At 70.6% G+C, this 15,043-nt stretch carries 18 protein-coding genes; 12 read left to right on the top strand and 6 right to left on the bottom strand.

What is annotated here, in order from left to right; translation table 11 throughout:
- The first annotated feature begins 93 nt into the window (after positions 1-93).
- Complete coding sequence (locus KZC50_RS03665; RefSeq protein WP_310890648.1) at positions 94-666, top strand: nucleotidyltransferase family protein; 573 nt, start codon at positions 94-96, stop codon at positions 664-666.
- A 44-nt stretch (positions 667-710) separates the two neighbouring features.
- On the opposite strand, the gene KZC50_RS03660 is transcribed toward KZC50_RS03665, so the two are convergent.
- The 3 genes from KZC50_RS03660 to purS are packed head-to-tail and all read right to left on the bottom strand — an operon-like array spanning position 711 to position 2,632.
- Positions 711-1,637: a 2-hydroxyacid dehydrogenase gene (locus KZC50_RS03660; protein WP_310890647.1), complete on the bottom strand. Its 927-nt coding sequence runs from the start codon at positions 1,635-1,637 to the stop codon at positions 711-713.
- Positions 1,638-1,679: 42 nt separating this feature from the next.
- Positions 1,680-2,387, bottom strand: coding sequence for a phosphoribosylformylglycinamidine synthase subunit PurQ (gene purQ / locus KZC50_RS03655; RefSeq protein ID WP_236967771.1), 708 nt, complete (start codon positions 2,385-2,387; stop codon positions 1,680-1,682).
- Entirely contained in the window at positions 2,384-2,632 is a 249-nt protein-coding gene (gene purS, locus KZC50_RS03650) for a phosphoribosylformylglycinamidine synthase subunit PurS (RefSeq protein ID WP_236967772.1), read from the bottom strand. The genes purQ and purS overlap by 4 nt, the downstream gene beginning before the upstream one ends.
- Before the next feature lie 281 nt (positions 2,633-2,913).
- Here purS and KZC50_RS03645 point away from each other — a divergent pair, with 281 nt between their 5' ends.
- From KZC50_RS03645 to KZC50_RS03625, 5 genes are all read left to right on the top strand, one after another.
- Positions 2,914-4,188, top strand: coding sequence for an ABC transporter substrate-binding protein (locus KZC50_RS03645; protein WP_310890646.1), 1,275 nt, complete (start codon positions 2,914-2,916; stop codon positions 4,186-4,188).
- Positions 4,189-4,263: 75 nt separating this feature from the next.
- The gene (locus KZC50_RS03640; RefSeq protein ID WP_310890645.1) at positions 4,264-5,316 is read left to right on the top strand and encodes a carbohydrate ABC transporter permease; all 1,053 of its coding nucleotides are present in this window, start codon (positions 4,264-4,266) and stop codon (positions 5,314-5,316) included.
- Entirely contained in the window at positions 5,313-6,227 is a 915-nt protein-coding gene (locus KZC50_RS03635; protein ID WP_310890644.1) for a carbohydrate ABC transporter permease, read from the top strand. Before KZC50_RS03640 ends, KZC50_RS03635 begins: the two co-directional genes overlap by 4 nt.
- Positions 6,228-6,295: 68 nt before the next feature.
- Positions 6,296-7,762: a glycoside hydrolase family 1 protein gene (locus tag KZC50_RS03630; protein WP_301131879.1), complete on the top strand. Its 1,467-nt coding sequence runs from the start codon at positions 6,296-6,298 to the stop codon at positions 7,760-7,762.
- Between the two features lie 31 nt (positions 7,763-7,793).
- Positions 7,794-8,810 (top strand): LacI family DNA-binding transcriptional regulator, encoded by a 1,017-nt coding sequence (locus KZC50_RS03625; RefSeq protein ID WP_310890643.1) that lies wholly within the window; start codon positions 7,794-7,796, stop codon positions 8,808-8,810.
- 21 nt (positions 8,811-8,831) lie between these two features.
- Here the strand turns inward: KZC50_RS03625 and KZC50_RS03620 are convergent, their stop codons facing one another.
- Positions 8,832-9,779, bottom strand: coding sequence for a phosphoribosylaminoimidazolesuccinocarboxamide synthase (locus tag KZC50_RS03620; RefSeq protein WP_301131881.1), 948 nt, complete (start codon positions 9,777-9,779; stop codon positions 8,832-8,834).
- Positions 9,780-9,828: 49 nt separating this feature from the next.
- On the opposite strand from KZC50_RS03620, the gene KZC50_RS03615 reads away from it, so the two are divergent.
- Entirely contained in the window at positions 9,829-10,191 is a 363-nt protein-coding gene (locus tag KZC50_RS03615) for a YidH family protein (RefSeq protein ID WP_236967778.1), read from the top strand.
- Positions 10,188-10,535: a DUF202 domain-containing protein gene (locus tag KZC50_RS03610; protein WP_310890642.1), complete on the top strand. Its 348-nt coding sequence runs from the start codon at positions 10,188-10,190 to the stop codon at positions 10,533-10,535. Before KZC50_RS03615 ends, KZC50_RS03610 begins: the two co-directional genes overlap by 4 nt.
- Before the next feature lie 15 nt (positions 10,536-10,550).
- Here the strand turns inward: KZC50_RS03610 and purD are convergent, their stop codons facing one another.
- Positions 10,551-11,822: a phosphoribosylamine--glycine ligase gene (gene purD / locus KZC50_RS03605; RefSeq protein WP_236967780.1), complete on the bottom strand. Its 1,272-nt coding sequence runs from the start codon at positions 11,820-11,822 to the stop codon at positions 10,551-10,553.
- Between the two features lie 47 nt (positions 11,823-11,869).
- On the opposite strand from purD, the gene KZC50_RS03600 reads away from it, so the two are divergent.
- The 3 genes from KZC50_RS03600 to KZC50_RS03590 all read left to right on the top strand — a co-directional run bounded on the left by KZC50_RS03600 (position 11,870) and on the right by KZC50_RS03590 (position 13,195).
- A complete protein-coding gene (locus KZC50_RS03600; protein ID WP_310890641.1) occupies positions 11,870-12,226 on the top strand; it encodes a sterol carrier family protein in 357 nt (118 codons plus the stop codon).
- Positions 12,227-12,306: 80 nt separating this feature from the next.
- Positions 12,307-12,819 carry a hypothetical protein gene (locus KZC50_RS03595; protein ID WP_053546588.1) on the top strand — a complete coding sequence of 171 codons (513 nt, stop codon included), beginning with the start codon at positions 12,307-12,309 and terminating at the stop codon, positions 12,817-12,819.
- 7 nt (positions 12,820-12,826) lie between these two features.
- Positions 12,827-13,195 (top strand): hypothetical protein, encoded by a 369-nt coding sequence (locus KZC50_RS03590; protein WP_053546587.1) that lies wholly within the window; start codon positions 12,827-12,829, stop codon positions 13,193-13,195.
- Between the two features lie 13 nt (positions 13,196-13,208).
- Here KZC50_RS03590 and KZC50_RS03585 read toward each other — a convergent pair whose 3' ends face one another.
- Positions 13,209-13,820, bottom strand: a complete 612-nt coding sequence (locus KZC50_RS03585) for a hypothetical protein (protein WP_053546586.1) — start codon at positions 13,818-13,820, stop codon at positions 13,209-13,211.
- Between the two features lie 82 nt (positions 13,821-13,902).
- On the opposite strand from KZC50_RS03585, the gene purM reads away from it, so the two are divergent.
- Positions 13,903-15,042, top strand: a complete 1,140-nt coding sequence (gene purM / locus KZC50_RS03580) for a phosphoribosylformylglycinamidine cyclo-ligase (protein WP_053546585.1) — start codon at positions 13,903-13,905, stop codon at positions 15,040-15,042.
- The last annotated feature ends 1 nt before the right edge of the window (position 15,043 follow it).

The raw sequence follows: 15,043 nt of genomic DNA, 5'->3' as shown, positions 1-15,043 counted from the left end.
CTGCATCCTCCGGTCGAGACTGCACGCCGCGCACGCAGTCTCGACGGGAGGATGCAGTCTCGCGGCCAATGGGGGGCGGGGTAGCGTCGAGGGGTGGATGAGCGGGGCGTCGCGGGGGTGGTGCTGGCCGCGGGCGCGGGCACGCGCTTCGGCGGACCCAAGGCGCTCGCCCGGACGCCCGACGGCGACCCGTGGGTCGCGCGCGCGGTCGCGACGCTCCACGAGGGCGGATGCCGAGAGGTCATCGTCGTGCTCGGCGCGAGCGCCGTCGAGGCTCGCCCGCTCGTGCCTGACCAGGCGACGATCGTCGTCGCCGCGGACTGGGCGGAGGGGCTCTCGGCCACACTCCGCACGGTCATGAGCGCGCTCGACGACCTCCCCGCCGACCGTGCGGTCGTCATCCCTGTGGACATCCCCGCTCTTCCCGGCGCCGCCGTCCGCCGCCTCATCGCGGCATCCGCAGATACCGGCTCGCAGACGCTCGCGCGAGCGACCTACGACGGCCGCCCCGGGCACCCGGTCGTGCTCGGACGCGCCCACTGGCACGAGCTCGCCGCAACCGCCCGCGGCGACCAGGGGGCCAGCCCGTACCTCCGCACGCACGGTGCGGCCGAGGTCGAGTGCGGCGACCTGTGGGACGGCGCCGACATCGACCGCCGTCCCTGACGCGGCGCCGCCCCTGACGCGGCCGCGCAGCCCGAGGATGCGGCTCAGCCGCGCAGCACCACGTTCAGCGGCTCGTCGCCCGCGCGCAGGCGGTCGATCTGCTTCCGCACGAGGCGCGCGATCCGCGGCGTCATCGCCGACGAGGCGCCCCCGACGTGCGGGGTGATGAGCACACCCGGAAGCGACCAGAGCGGATGCCCCTCCGGCAGCGGCTCGGGATCGGTGACGTCGAGAGCCGCGCGCACCCGACCGCGCTCCACGTGCGCGACGAGGGCATCGGTGTCGACGAGCGAGCCGCGCCCCACGTTGACGATGAGCGCGCCGTCGGGGAGCGCCGAGAGGAACGCGTCGTCGACGAGGCGGTGCGTGCTGTCGCCGCCGGGGAGGGTGAGGATGACGATCTCGGCAGCGCCGAGGAGCGCCGGCAGCTCGTCCACCCCGTGCACCGGCATCCCGTCCTCGACGCGCGCGCGGGAGGCGACGACCGTGAGGTCGACCTCGAACCCGGCGAGCCGGGCGGCGACGGCCTTACCGACCCCGCCCCAGCCGAGGAGCAGCACGCGCCGGTCGGCGAGGCTCTCGGTGAACATCGACTCCCAGCGACCGGCGGCTGTGTCGACGGCGAACCGGTCGATACGGCGCTGTGCCGCGATGGCGAGCCCGACCGCCAGCTCGGCGGTCGAGGTCTCATGGACGGTCGCGGCGTTCGCGAAGAGGTGCCCGGCGGGCAGCAGGTCCTCGACGCCCTCGTAGCCGATCGACTGGCTCTGGATGAGCCCCGTCTCCACGCCCTCGAGGCGCGACAGGACGGTCTTCATCGACATGTACGGGGGCACGACCATGTCGATCGCCTCACGCGGGGCGGGCCCGTCCATCGGCCATACCACCAGCTCGACGTCGTCGGGCAGCTCGCCCAGGTCGGCGGCGAGGCGGTCGGAGGGCACGGTCACGACGATGCGGCGGGAAGTCACCCGCTCCACGCTACCCGCGACTGCCGACGCGGCCGCTCCGGCTCAGACCGCCGCGGCGGCGAGGGCCGAGATCGCGGAGGTGAAGAACGGCAGACCGTCCACGCCCGAGCGCATGGCGGCCGGGGTGTTCGGGCCGAAGCCCTCTTCGACGGCGTGCTCGGGGTGCGGCATGAGGCCGACGACGTTGCCGCGGTCGTTGGCGATCCCGGCGATATCGCGGAGCGACCCGTTCGGGTTCACGCCGAGGTAGCGGAACGCGACGCGTCCTTCGCCCTCCAGGCGGTCCAGTTCGTCCTCCGACGCGATGTAGCCGCCGTCGGCGTTCTTCAGCGGGATGACGATCTCCTGGCCGTCGGTGAAGTCCGACGTCCAGGCGGTGTCGGCGTTCTCGACCCGCAGGCGCTGGTCGCGCCGGATGAACTGCTGGTGCGCGTTGCGGATGAGGCCGCCGGGGAGGAGGTGCGCCTCGACGAGCATCTGGAAGCCGTTGCAGATGCCGAGGATCGGCATCCCCTTCGCGGCGGCATCCTTCACCTCGGCCATGATCGGCGCGAGGGCGGCGATGGCCCCGGCGCGGAGGTAGTCGCCGTAGCTGAAGCCGCCGGGGAGGACGAGGGCGTCGACGCCCTCGAGGTCGTGCGATCCGTGCCACAGGGCGACGGGTTCGGCGCCGGCGATGCGGATCGCGCGCTGCGCGTCGCGGTCGTCGAGCGATCCGGGGAAGGTGATGACGCCGATGCGCGCGGTCATTCGACGACCTCGATGCCGACCACGTCCTCGATGACGGAGTTGGAGAGGATGTCGTCGGCGATGCGCCGTGCCTCGGCGAGGATCTCGTCGGTGACCTCGCCCTCGACGGTCAGTTCGAAGCGCTTGCCGATGCGCACATCGGTGAAGGCGTCCTTGCCGAGTCGCGACAGTGCGCCCGACACGGCCTTCCCCTGCGGGTCCAGAAGTTCGGCCTTGGGCATGACGTCGACGACGATGGTGGGCATGATGAAGGCTCCGGATGTCGCGGGCAGGGGTGGGCCCAGTCTACGGCCGCCGCCCTCCCGACCGCGATCGTGCGACGAGCCTGGTCGGATCACGATCGTGCCCGGGCTGTGATCGCACCGTGACCAAAAACGTGGGAGCGCTCTCTTGACATCGTGGGAGCGATCTCATAGCGTGTGATCACGTTCGGTGGGAACGCTCCCACGACACCGAGGTCTCCCGCACCATTTTGAGGCCGAATCCTCTGCAACACCAATTGACCTGAACACACAAAGGAGTGACAGTGAACTCACGAGCCATGCGCAGAAGCGCTGCCGCGGTCGCCGCGTTCTCGGCGACCGCCATCGTCCTGGCCGGCTGCACCAGCGGTGGCGACACCGGTGGCGGCGACGCCGGTGGCGACGCGGGCAGCGACACCCTGACCCTCGCCACCTTCAACGACTTCGGCTACACCGACGAGCTGCTCGCGGAGTTCACCGCAGAGACCGGCATCGAGGTCGTCCACAACAAGGCATCGACGTCCGACGACGCCCGCGCGAATTTCTTCCAGAAGCTCGGCAACACCGGTCTCGCCGATGTCGAGGGCGTGGAGATCGACTGGTTCGCCGAGATGATGCAGTACTCGGACCTGCTCACCCCGGTGCCGGACGACGTCAAGGGCCGCTGGATCGACTTCAAGGAAGCCGCCGCGACGGACGCCGAGGGCAACCTCGTCGCCTACGGCACCGACATCGGACCCCAGGGCATCTGCTACCGCGAAGACCTGTACGAGGCCGCGGGGCTTCCGACCGACCGTGAGTCCGTCGAGGCGCTCTTCCCGACCTGGGACGCCTTCTTCGACGTGGCCGACGACTACACCGAAGCCACCGGTCAGCCCTTCGTCGACTCGGCGAACGCGGTGCTCCAGGGCATCATGAATCAGCTCGAGTACACCTACGAAGAGCCCGACGGCGCGATCATCGCCACCGAGAACCCCGACGTCCGCGAGTCGTACGACACCGTCGTCGAGCGCGCGGTGCCGATTTCGGCCTATGCCGGACAGTGGAGCGACGACTGGTTCGCCTCGCTCGCCGGTGGCGAGTTCGCCACGATGCTCTGCCCGGGCTGGATGCTCGGCATCATCGAGGGCAACGCCCCTGAGACCGAGGGCTGGAACATCGCCAACGCCTTCCCGGGCGGCGGCGGAAACTGGGGCGGATCGTACCTCGTCGTCCCGGCCAACGGCGCCAACGTCGAGGCCGCGCAGCAGCTCGCCGACTGGCTGACCGCTCCCGAGCAGCAGCTGAAGGCGTTCGAGAACGCGGGCACGTTCCCCAGCCAGAGCGAGGCGCTCGAGAGCCCGATCCTGCTCGACTCGACCAACGAGTACTTCAACGACGCCCCGACCGGCCAGATCCTCACCGACCGTGCGGACGCGATCACCGTGACGCCGTTCAAGGGACCGCAGTACTTCCAGTACCACAACGCCCTCCAGGATGCGGTGACCCGCGTCTTCGACGGCCTTGAGGACCCGGAGACCAGCTGGGAGACCTGGGTCACCCAGGTCTCGGGCTTCTGATCTGATTCCTCTTCGACGCGGGCGGCCAGCGCCCCTGGTCGCCCGCGTCGAGCCACCCACTTTCGAAGGACGATCGTGACTGTCACCGAACCGCGCCCGAAGACGCGCGCCGGCGCTCCGACGCCGCCCCATCGCCAGCCCCGCGTGCTGTCTTTCTCGCAGCGGCTGAGCAAGTGGGACCTCAAGGTCTCGCCGTACCTCTACATCTCGCCGTTCTTCATCACCTTCGCGGTGGTGGGACTCTTCCCCATCATCTACACGGCGATCATCTCGTTCATGGACTGGGACCTCATCCGGGGCTCCGGCACCTTCGTCGGGTTCGACCAGTACATCTGGATCCTCTCGCAGCCCCACTTCTGGACCGCGCTGCGCAACACCTTCTCGATCTTCCTGCTGTCGACGATCCCGCAGATCATCCTCGCGATCTTCATCGCCTCGGTCCTCGACCGCAATCTCCGCGCCAAGACCTTCTGGCGGATGAGCGTCCTCGTGCCCTTCGTGGTCGCGCCGGTCGCCGTCGGCCTCATCTTCAACGCGATCTTCGCCGACCAGTCGGGTCTGGCGAACGCCTGGCTCCAGGCCTTCGGCCTCTCGGCCATCCCGTGGCACGTCGACCCCTTCTGGAGCCACGTCGCCATCGCGACCATGGTCAACTACCGCTGGACCGGCTACAACGCCCTGATCCTGCTGGCCGCGATGCAGGCCGTGAACCGGGATTACTACGAAGCCGCCACCGTCGACGGTGCGGGTCCGATCCGCCAGTTCTTCAGCATCACGCTGCCGTCGCTGAAGCCGACCCTGATCTTCGTCATCATCACCGCCACGATCGGCGGCCTGCAGATCTTCGACGAGCCGCGCGTGTTCGACCAGTTCGGTCGCGGTGGAGCGGCTCAGCAGTGGCTCACGATCACGCTGTACCTCTACCAGATCGGCTGGGGCCAGTGGAACTTCGGTCGCGCTGCGGCGATGGCCTGGATCCTCTTCATCATCATCCTCGGGATCGGGTTGCTCAACCTGCTCATCACACGCACCCTCGTGCGAGATGAGGGCCTCAGATCCGAGATCAGCAAACGGCAGGCGAAAGAGCTCGCCCGGGCCGCAAAGAAGGACGTGGAGGCGAAGCGATGAGCATCGGATACCCCACTCCCCTCGCCGTCGTCGAGGAGAACATCCCCAACCGCAAGGCGCGCAAGCGCGGTTCGCGTACGACCCGCATCCGCGGATCGCGTCCGGGCTTCTGGGCCTACGGGACGCTGGTCGTCATCATCATCTCGGCCGTCTTCCCGCTGTACTGGTCGTTCATCATCGGTTCCGGTGATTCCTCGACCCTGCGCGGACCGTTCCCGTGGGTCCCGGCCGGCAACTTCTTCGACAACGCCGCCGCGGTCGTCAACAACCCCGCGGTGAACTTCTGGACGGCGCTGTGGAACTCCATCTACAGCTCGTTCCTCATCGCGGCCGCGGTGGTCATCACCTCCACGCTCGCGGGCTGGGCGTTCGCGAAGCTGAAGTTCCTCGGGGGCCCGGCTCTGCTGGTCTTCGTCGTGGCGACGATGGCCGTCCCGCAGCAGCTCGGCGTCGTGCCGCTGTACATCCTGTTCTCCGAGCTCGGCTGGACCGGTCAGATCGGGGCGATCATCATCCCCGCGCTCACCAGCGCCTTCGGAGTGTTCTGGATGACGCAGTACCTCCGTCAGGCGGTGCCCGATGAGCTCATCGAGGCGGCCCGCATGGACGGGGCATCCATGATCCGCACCTTCTGGACCGTCGGCGTCACCGCCGCCCGCCCCGCCGCGGCCATGCTGTTCCTGTTCACGTTCGTGGGCGCCTGGAACAACTTCTTCTGGCCCTTCATTGTGCTGGACCGCCAGAACCCGACCCTGCCGGTCGCGCTGTCGCTGCTGCAGTCGAACTACTTCGTCGACTACTCCATCGTCCTCGCGGGCGTCATCCTCGCCACGATCCCGCTGCTGATGCTGTTCATCTTCGCCGGCAAGCAGCTGGTGAGCGGCATCATGGCGGGCGCCGTCAAGGGCTGAGCCCCGGCATCCCTCACCCGCACACACCTCGTCCGTTTCCCCCCATATCCAGAGAGGATGCCGCCCGCATGAGCGAGAACTCTGAGCGCGCCTTCCCCGCGAATTTCCTTTTCGGTGCCGCCACCGCCGCCTTCCAGATCGAGGGCGCCGCCTTCGAGGACGGGCGTCGGGCGTCGATCTGGGACGCGTTCAGCCGTGAGCCCGGCGCGGTCATCCACGCCGACAACGGCGACGTCGCGTGCGATCACTACCACCTGTACCGCGACGACGTGGCGCTGATGAAGCGCATGGGGCTGCAGACGTACCGCTTCTCCACTTCGTGGTCGCGCGTGCGGCCCGACGGGGGAGACCTGAACCCGAAGGGTGTCGACTTCTACAGCCGTCTCGTCGACGAGCTGCTCGAGGCCGACATCCTGCCGTGGCTGACGCTCTACCACTGGGACCTTCCGCAGGCGCTCCAGGAGCGCGGCGGCTGGACCGTGCGCGAGACGGCGGACCGCTTCACCGAGTACGCGCTCGACATGCACGACGCCCTCGGCGACCGGGTGAACGTCTGGACGACGCTGAACGAGCCCTGGTGCTCGTCGTTCCTCAGCTACGCCGCCGGCATCCACGCACCCGGGCACTACAGTGACGCCGAGGGCATGCTGGCCGCGCATCACCTGCTGCTCGGGCACGGGCAGACGGTGCGCGAGCTGCGCGCCCGCGATTCCTCGCTCAACCTCGGCATCACGCTGAACCTCACCGTCGCCGATCCGGCCGACGCGAACGACCCCGCCGACATCGACGCCGCGCGCCGTATCGACGGACAGTTCAACCGATGGTTCCTCGACCCGATCTTCCGCGGGGCGTACCCGTCCGACATCATGGCGGACTTCCGCCGGGTGGACGCCGCGGCCGCCGACGCGCTGCAGGCCGCAATCCTCCCCGGAGACCTCGAGGCCATCTCCACGGCCATCGACACGCTCGGGGTGAACTACTACCACGGCGAGCTCGTCAGCGGTCACGCGCCGGTCGTCCCGCCGCCCGTCGGCGAGGCGCCGACGGATCGTCCCGGCCGGTCGCCCTTCCCGGCATCCGACGGCATCTTCTGGCACGAGCGAGGCCTGCCTCGCACGCCCATGAACTGGGAGGTCCAGCCCGAGGGTCTGACCCGCCTGCTCACGCGCGTGTGGCGCGAGTACGCCCAGCCCGCCGACGTGACCCTCTACGTCACCGAGAACGGCGCCGCCTACGACGACGAGCTGGTCGTCGATGCCGGCGAGCCCCGGGTCCACGACGCCGAGCGCGTCGAGTTCGTCCGCGATCACCTCGCGGCGATTCTGGACGCCCAGGATGCCGGCGTCGACGTCCGCGGATACTTCTACTGGTCGCTGCTCGACAACTTCGAGTGGGCGTGGGGCTACGAGAAGCGCTTCGGCATCGTCCGCGTGGACTACGACACGCAGGTGCGCACGGTGAAGGACAGCGGGCGGGAGTACAGCCGTATCATCGCGGCGCGGGCACTCGCGCCGCACGCGGTCCCGGCATCCTGACAGACTGGCGATCGCACGAGGGAGGTTCCACATGAGCGCAGACACCGTTCGAGGTTCTGTCACGATCGAAGAGGTCGCCGCGGCGGCCGGGGTCTCCCGATCGACGGTGTCGCGCGTGGTGAACGGCTCGACGGCCGTGAGCCCGGAAGCGCTCGACGCGGTCAACCGTGCGATCGCCGATCTGAACTACGTGCCGAACCGTGCGGCTCGTTCGCTCGCGAGCCGTCAGACGCACGCCATCGCGCTGATCGTGCCCGAAGACACGACGCGGTTCTTCGGCGACCCGTTCTTCGCCGCGATCGTGTCGGGCATCAACGCCCGACTCAGTCGTTCGGACTACGTGCTGAACCTCTTCATCGCCAATGACGACCCCGGCGACAAGACCACCAGCTACGTCCGCAGTGGTGCCGTCGACGGCGCAATCGTCGTGTCGCACCACACCAGTGACACGTTCATCGACCGGATCGCCGCCGTCGTCCCGGTCGTCTACGGTGGTCGCCCCGTGCGCGAGCGCGAGCGCGACTACTACGTCGACGTCGACAACGTCCGGGGCGGACGGGATGCCGTGGCGCACCTGATCGCCCACGGGCGGCGCCGCATCGCGACCATCACCGGCCCGCTGAACATGCCCGCCGGCGTCGACCGCCTCCGCGGCTACCGCCAGGCGCTGCAGGAAGCCGGCCTCCTGGAAGGACAGATCGAGGACGGCCGGTTCACCTCCGACGGCGGTACCGCGGCGATGCGTCGCATGCTCGAGCGCGGCGGCGACCTCCCCGATGCGATCTTCATCGCCAGCGACCTGATGGCGCGCGGCGCGATGAGCGTGCTCACCGCCGCCGGCATCCGTGTTCCCGAGGACATCTCGATCGTCGGCTTCGACGATTCACCGGTCGCCACCTCGGTGACACCGGCGCTGACGACGATGCGTCAGCCCTCGTTCGCGCAGGGGGAGCGGATGGCCTCGATCCTCCTCGACCTCCTCGCCGGACGCGAGGCGCCGCACGTGACGATCCTCGAGACCGAGCTCATCCCCCGCGACTCGGTCTGACGACCGTCGCCGGGCGCGTCCTCACCAGCCGGTGAGGCGCTGAAGCAGTTCGCGGTAGCGGTCGGCCGTACGCTCGACGATCTCGAGCGGCAGGGTCGGCGGTTCGCCGGTGCGGTCCCAGTTGGCGGCGAGCCAGTCGCGGACGATCTGCTTGTCGAAGCTCGCCATCCGCTCGGCGGCGCTGTGGCCGGTCTTCCACGCTTCGGCGTCCCAGTACCGTGACGAGTCGCTCGTGAGCACCTCATCGGCGAGCGTCAGGACGCCCGCGTCGTCCAGGCCGAACTCGAACTTCGTGTCGGCGAGGATCAGCCCGCGCTCCTCGGCGGTGCGGGCGGCGCGGTCGTAGATCTCCAGCGACAGGTCGCGCAGCTGGGCGGCGAGGTCGGCGCCGACGAGCTCGACGGTCTGCTCGTACGAGATGTTCTCGTCATGCTCGCCGAGCGGAGCCTTGTACGCGGGCGTGTAGATCGGCTCCGGCAGGCGGTCGCCGTTGGAGAGGCCCTCGGGGAGATGGATGCCGCACACGGTGCCGTTGGCGCGGTACTCCGCCCAGCCCGACCCGGTCAGGTAGCCGCGGACGACGCACTCGACCGGCTGCATGTCGAGGCCCTTCACGATCATCGACCGGCCGGCGACGGCCGGCGGGATGAGGCCGCGCACCGCGTCGGCATCCGTCGTCGATGCGGTGGTGAGCACCCGGCTCGCCGCAAGGTGGTTCGGGATGTCGCGGCCGCCGTCGCCGCCCGCGAGGCGGTCGAACCACCACAGGCTCAGCGTCGTCAGCAGAACACCCTTCTCGGGGATGCCGGGGGAGAGCACGTGGTCGAAGGCGCTCACCCGGTCGCTCGCGACGACGAGCATCCGCTCGGCGGTGGTCGCGTCGCGGGCGGCGTCTTCGGGGACGTAGAGGTCGCGGACCTTCCCCGAGTACACGTGACGCCAGCCGGGGAGGTCGAGGGTTTCACTCACCCGCCCATCCTCCCATTGCGCGCATGCCGCCCGCGCTAGCGTGTCTTCCGTGACCCGCACCCGCTTCCCCCGTTCGGTGTTCCGCGTGGGCACCGAGCCGGATGCGCGGTTCACGCTCGCCAACGAGCGGACGTTCCTCGCGTGGACCCGGACCGCGCTCGCCCTCATCGCCGGTGGCGTCGCCCTCGAGGCGCTGGGGCTCGACCTGCAGGCGGGGTTCCGCCTCGCGGCGTCCCTCGTGCTGGTGGTCGCGGGGCTCGCCCTGCCGATCTGGGCGTGGGTCGAGTGGATGCGCACCGAGCGCGCCCTCCGCGCCGGTCACCCGCTCCCCGGCGCGCACACCAGCGCCGCGCTCGCGATCGTGGTCGTCGTCGTCGGGCTCCTCGTGCTGCTCGGCATCCTGTGGCGATGAGCACGCCCCTGTTCGATCCGGGTCTGCAGCCCGAACGCACGGCCCTGGCCTGGCGGCGGACGGCACTCGCGATCGGGGTCGGGTCGCTGATCGCCTTGCGGGTGCTGCCGGAGGCCCTCGGTTCGCTCGTGTGGCTGACGCCGGCCGTGCTGGGGCTGATGTTCGCCGGTTGGCTGTGGTGGCGCGCCGATCGGCGCTACCGCGCCACTGCCCGCGTCTTGGCCGCCGACGGTGACCGCGCGGCACTCCCGGGCGGTGCGCTGCTGGCGGTGCTGCTCGGCTTCGTCGTCGCCGCGGGTCTCCTCGCCCTCGGCGTCGTGATCGCCGTCGCGCTCGGGTGCTGACCGGAGCGCGAGCCGTCAGCCGCCGGCGACGGCGGCGGCGATGTCTCGGCGGTACTGGCCGCCCTCGAGACCGATGCGCTCGACCGCGGTGTACACCGCGGTCCGCGCCTCGCGGAACGTCTCGCCGACGGCGACGACGTTGAGCACGCGACCCCCGGTGGCGCGGAGCGTGCCGTCGTCGTCGGCCGTGGCCGCGTGGGCGAGGTGCACGCCGTCGACGGATGCCGCGGCATCCGTTCCGGTGATCTCGCGGCCCGTCTGCGGGGCAACGGGGTACCCCTCGCTCGCGAGCACGACGGTGACCGCGGCGCGATCGGAGAAGACGGGGCGACGCTCGTCCTCGAGGTGACCGGATGCCGCCGACAGCAGCAGCTGCGACAGCGGATCGACGAGTCGGGGGAGGACGACCTGGGTCTCGGGGTCTCCGAAACGGGCGTTGAACTCGATGACCTTCACGCCCGCGTCGGTGAGAATGAGGCCCGCGTAGAGCAGTCCGATGAAGGGCGTGCCCTCGGCATCCAGCTGACGGATGACGGGTTCGGCGACGTCGTGCGTGACCAGGTCGACGAAGGCCGCCTCGCTGCCGAAGCGCTCGGCGAGCCAGGGGAGCGGCGAGTAGGCGCCCATGCCCCCGGTGTTGGGGCCGGCGTCGCCGTCGCTGAGACGCTTGAAGTCCTGCGCGGGGCTGAGGGGGAGCACGCGGTCGCCGTCGCTGAGGAAGAAGAGCGACACCTCGGGGCCGGAGAGGAACTCCTCGACGAGCACGGCGCCTGACGGGAGGTACTCGGCGGCGTGGGTGAGGGCGGCCTGGCGGTCGGAGGTGACGATGACGCCCTTGCCGGCCGCGAGTCCGTCGGCCTTGACCACGTGCGGCGCGCCCAGGTCGTCAAGGGCTTTCTCGACCTCGGCGAGGGTGGCGGCGCGCACAGCACGGCCGGTGGGCACGCCCGCGGCATCCATGATGCGCTTGGCGAAGGTCTTCGATCCCTCGAGCTGCGCGGCGGCGCGCCCCGGACCGAACACCGGGATGCCGCGCTCGCGCAGCGCGTCGGCGACGCCCGCGACGAGGGGCGCCTCGGGGCCGATGACGACGAGGTCGACGTGACGCTCGTTCGCGAACGCCGTCACCGCGACCGGGTCGTTCGCATCGAGTGCGACGATCTCGGCATCCCGGGCGATTCCGGCGTTGCCCGGAGCGGCATAGATCTCGTGCGCGACGTCCTCCCCCCGCAGTGCGAGGACGATGGCGTGCTCGCGCGCGCCCGAACCGAGGACCAGGATTCTCACCCCGCCAGCCTAGCGAGGGGGTCGTCGGGCGCGAGTACGGTGAAGAGATGCCTCCGCGGAAGATCACCACCGACGACGGACGTGCCGCGCTCGCCGCCCTCGCCTCGGGGTCGACCGACCGGCCCACGCGCGCGACCGCGGTCCGCTATCTCCTGCAGCTCCTCGCCGAGAAGGCGCCCGGCAACAGCGTCGAGGTGCGCGTGCCGCCGTTCGGTGCGGTCCAGGTGCTCGAGGGTCCGCGGCATACCCGCGGGACACCGCCGAACGTCGTGGAGACGGATGCCGACACCTGGGTCGCCCTCGCGACGGGTGCCGAGTCCTGGGCGGAGGCGTTCGCCGCCGGCCGCATCGCCGCCTCCGGCGTCCGCGCCGACCTCTCCGCCCTCCTGCCGCTTCGGCCCTGACGCGCGGCATCCGTGAACACCGCCGGAACGGATGCCGCGCGACCGGCCCGCGCCGCCCTGCCCGGTGCCACAATGAACCCATGGCACGCGCGCGCACCGGCGCAGCAGACGATGACGACCGCTCTCGGCACGAGCACGTCGTCGACGAGGAGTGGGTCTCGCTCGGTGTGAGGCGCGCGCCGCGGGTCGGACGGTTCCTGTTCATCGGGCTCTTCGGCGGTCTCGCGACGGCGATCATCCTGACGATCGTGGCCGGGTTCACCGCGCCTCCCGGGGGTCCGCTGTCGAACGGTCCGTCGGGGTATCTCCGGGTCTTCGGCGTCCTCGCGGCCCTCTGCATCGGGCTGGGGCTGCTCGTCATGAGCGTCCTGGCGATCGTGCTCGACCGCTTCGTGGGCGTTCGCACCTCGCCGGTCATCGCCGAGCACGCCACGACCCTGCACGACGATCTCACCTCGCCCGTCGGCGACGACCCGCCCCGCTGGGTGCGCGACGCCGCCGACCTCGCGCCACCCCCGCCGCGTCCCCCACGGGCGCCCCGTCCTGACGGCCCTCCCGCCGGCGGCCCGGCTCCCGACGCCCCGAAGGGATAATGGAGGCATGGCCGACGACCCGATGCACCCGCGCGACTCCGCGCCCGAGCCCTACCGTGCGCGGTCCGAGACCCTCCAGCTCCGGCGCGCACCGAAGATCTCGGTGTTCCTCATCGCCGGCGCCGGACTCGGCATCCTCGCCGCCCTCATCCTGACCTTCGCGTTCAACGGCACGGAGGCCGTGAGTCGCAACACGGGATTCGAGTACTCGCAGACCCAGGTCTTCGGCTTCATCGCGCTCATCTGCATCCCGATCGGTGTCGCCCTCGGCGGCGTCGTGGCGCTGATCTTCGACCGCGCCTCCAACCGGCGCGCGCGGGAGGTCACCGTCGAGCACGACGCGATCCAGATCGCCCCGGACGACGACCGCGCCTGACGGATCGTTCCCGTCAGGCCAGCTCGGCGATGATCGGGTGGATCGCCGCGTCGAACGCGACGACGTCCCCGCGCAGCGAGTCGGTCACCGCGATCGTGAGTGAGCCGATCCACCACACGCCGCGCTGCGCGAGGGGCAGTACCTGCACGTTCAACTCGAACGAGTGCGCCCGGCGACCGATCTGCCGCTCGTACTCGGCGATCGCGCTCGCGTAGGCGCGGTAGGCGCTTCCGCTGCCGACGTGGCCGTCGCGTCGGTAACGCGCGTGCGCCGACTGCGCGAACGCGAGGGCTTCGGATCCGTGCCCGCTGAGCTCCGCGCGCAGCTCGTCGAACCCCTCGACGGGCAGCGCGAGGAGGGTGTCGTACTCGTCGACCAGATCCAGGGGCACGGGGGAGGGGTGGGCCTGCGGCTCGACCGTCATCGCCCAGTACTCCCGCCACTGACGCTCGAGGACCGCCTGCGCGTCCTCGTCGCGCTCGACCGGTCGCGGCGGGATCCCGCGCAGGTGCGGAAGCTCGTCCGGAGAGCGGATGCCGAGCACCTGGCGCAGGTAGAGGGCGAGGAGCACCGGCTGACCGGCATCTTCGCGGATCAGCCACTCCGGAGCCCCGGCCGCGCCCATGCGCACCAGTGTATTGCCCGCCTCCCTCTCGCGGACGGTAGCGGGACGGCAAGGGTCCCGCGCCGCCGCTAGGCTGTAGCCCGTGGCCTCACCCTCTCGAGACACCCCCGAAAACCCTTACGCCCGAGCCGGAGTCGATACGGCAGCGGGCGATCTCGCCGTGGAACTGATGAAGTCCGCGGTGCGTCAGACGCACGGACCCGAGGTCCTCGGCGGTGTCGGCGGCTTCGCCGGCCTGTTCGACGCCTCGGCGCTCCGCGGCTACACCAAGCCGTTGCTGGCCACCAGCACGGACGGCGTGGGCACGAAGGTCGCGATCGCCCAGGCGATCGACAAGCACGACACGATCGGGCGCGACCTCGTGGGCATGGTCGTCGACGACATCGTCGTGGTGGGGGCCGCTCCGCTCTTCATGACCGACTACATCGCGTGCGGCAAGGTCTTCCCGGAGCGCATCGCCGACATCGTCCGCGGCATCGCCGAGGGCTGCGCCGAGACCGGCACCGCCCTCGTCGGCGGCGAGACGGCCGAGCACCCGGGCCTCCTCGGGGTGAACGACTACGACGTCGCGGGCGCGGCGACCGGCGTGGTCGAGGCCGACAAGGTACTCGGCGCCGAGCGCGTGCGCACCGGCGATGCGGTCCTCGCCATCTCCTCCAGCGGCCTGCACGCCAACGGCTACTCGCTCGTGCGTCACATCGTGGCCGGCGCCGGCATCCAGTACGGCGACAACGCCGCCGACTTCGGTATGACGTGGGGCGAGGCGCTCCTCGAGCCCACCCGTCTGTACACCTCGCCGCTCCTGCGCCTCCTCGACGAGACCGGCGACGCCGTGCACTCCCTCAGCCACGTCACCGGAGGCGGCATCGCCGCCAACCTCGCCCGCGTGCTGCCCCGCGGCTCGTGGGTCGACGTCGACCGGTCGACCTGGTCGCCGTCGCCGGTCTTCCGCGTGCTCGCCGACCTCGGCGGGCTCGACCTGGCCGCGACGGAAGGCACCTGGAATCTCGGCATCGGCTTCCTCGCCGTCGTCGACGCGGATCGGGCGGATGCCGCGATCGCGCAGCTGGCCACCTCCGGTCTCGACGCCTGGCAGGTCGGTGTCGTCCGCGACGGGGCCCTCCCCGACGGCGACTTCGAGCAGGGCGCCAAGGGCGTCGACGGCGGAGCGGTGCGCCTCGTCGGAACGTATTCGGACGGCGCCGCCGGCGCCACCCGCTGAC

The organism is Microbacterium aurantiacum (genome assembly GCF_031625015.1).
Classification (GTDB): Bacteria; Actinomycetota; Actinomycetes; order Actinomycetales; family Microbacteriaceae; genus Microbacterium; species Microbacterium aurantiacum.
This window is presented reverse-complemented; position numbering and strand designations above follow the sequence as displayed.

Excerpts from the sequence above, each read along its gene's own strand:
- purQ (WP_236967771.1), bottom strand. The coding sequence starts at position 2,387 with ATGACCGCGCGCATCGGCGTCATCACCTTCCCCGGATCGCTCGACGAC.
- purS (WP_236967772.1), bottom strand. The coding sequence starts at position 2,632 with ATGCCCACCATCGTCGTCGACGTCATGCCCAAGGCCGAACTTCTGGAC.
- KZC50_RS03635 (WP_310890644.1), top strand. The coding sequence starts at position 5,313 with ATGAGCATCGGATACCCCACTCCCCTCGCCGTCGTCGAGGAGAACATC.
- KZC50_RS03630 (WP_301131879.1), top strand. The coding sequence starts at position 6,296 with ATGAGCGAGAACTCTGAGCGCGCCTTCCCCGCGAATTTCCTTTTCGGT.
- KZC50_RS03625 (WP_310890643.1), top strand. The coding sequence starts at position 7,794 with ATGAGCGCAGACACCGTTCGAGGTTCTGTCACGATCGAAGAGGTCGCC.
- KZC50_RS03610 (WP_310890642.1), top strand. The coding sequence starts at position 10,188 with ATGAGCACGCCCCTGTTCGATCCGGGTCTGCAGCCCGAACGCACGGCC.
- KZC50_RS03600 (WP_310890641.1), top strand. The coding sequence starts at position 11,870 with ATGCCTCCGCGGAAGATCACCACCGACGACGGACGTGCCGCGCTCGCC.
- KZC50_RS03595 (WP_053546588.1), top strand. The coding sequence starts at position 12,307 with ATGGCACGCGCGCGCACCGGCGCAGCAGACGATGACGACCGCTCTCGG.
- KZC50_RS03590 (WP_053546587.1), top strand. The coding sequence starts at position 12,827 with ATGGCCGACGACCCGATGCACCCGCGCGACTCCGCGCCCGAGCCCTAC.
- KZC50_RS03585 (WP_053546586.1), bottom strand. The coding sequence starts at position 13,820 with ATGGGCGCGGCCGGGGCTCCGGAGTGGCTGATCCGCGAAGATGCCGGT.